This is a genomic window from Frankia gtarii, assembly GCF_025403375.1.
Classification (GTDB): Bacteria; Actinomycetota; Actinomycetes; order Frankiales; family Frankiaceae; genus Frankia; species Frankia gtarii.
The window spans coordinates 1-586 of sequence record NZ_JAMPTM010000606.1 but is presented as its reverse complement, the minus strand read 5'-3'; the positions used below and the strand labels follow the sequence as shown (position 1 = coordinate 586).

The 586-nt window shown below is 73.2% G+C and carries 1 protein-coding gene; it reads right to left on the bottom strand.

Annotation, left to right across the window (positions count from 1 at the left end; translation table 11 throughout):
- Window positions 1-586, bottom strand: a 586-nt coding sequence (locus NBZ83_RS32530) for an RNA-guided endonuclease InsQ/TnpB family protein (protein WP_261576555.1), incomplete at both ends; no start/stop codon positions are given.

Here is a 586-nt window from a genome sequence, read left to right as displayed (position 1 = left end):
GAGCCCTCTGTTCCAGCCGGGCGACGAGCAGCCCCCAGCCGTGGGCGAGAATGCTCCGATTCAGCCCGGCTTTCTGCCGCACGTTGCGCCCCGGCTCGGCGACGGTACCTTTCGCCGAGCGGGTCATCGCCCCGACCGGCAACGCCTCCACGCGGATCAGGTCGTACCGGCGGGCCAGCGCGGTGCTGGTCTTCTCGACCCAGTCCTTACGCCGGGCGGCTTCTCTGGCTTTCACCCGGGCGATCTGCCCGACCAGCCGGGCCCGCCGCTGCGACCCCCGCCTGGCTCGGGCGAGGCGGCGTTGCAACCGGACCAGCCGGGTCGCCTCGCCGGGGCGCAGCCCGGGGCAGTGCAGCAACTCCCCGGTGCTCAACGCGGCCGACACCGCCACACCCCGGTCCACCCCGACGATCCCACCGGTGCCCGGGGCGCCAATCGGGTCGGGGACAGCGGCGAACCCGACATGCCAGCGACCCGCACGATCCCGCGTCACCCGGTAGGACCTGGCATCCGGAACGGTGCGGCTACGGCGGAACCTGACCCAGCCCACTTTGGGGATCCGCACCTGCGACCAGCGCCGGTTGAC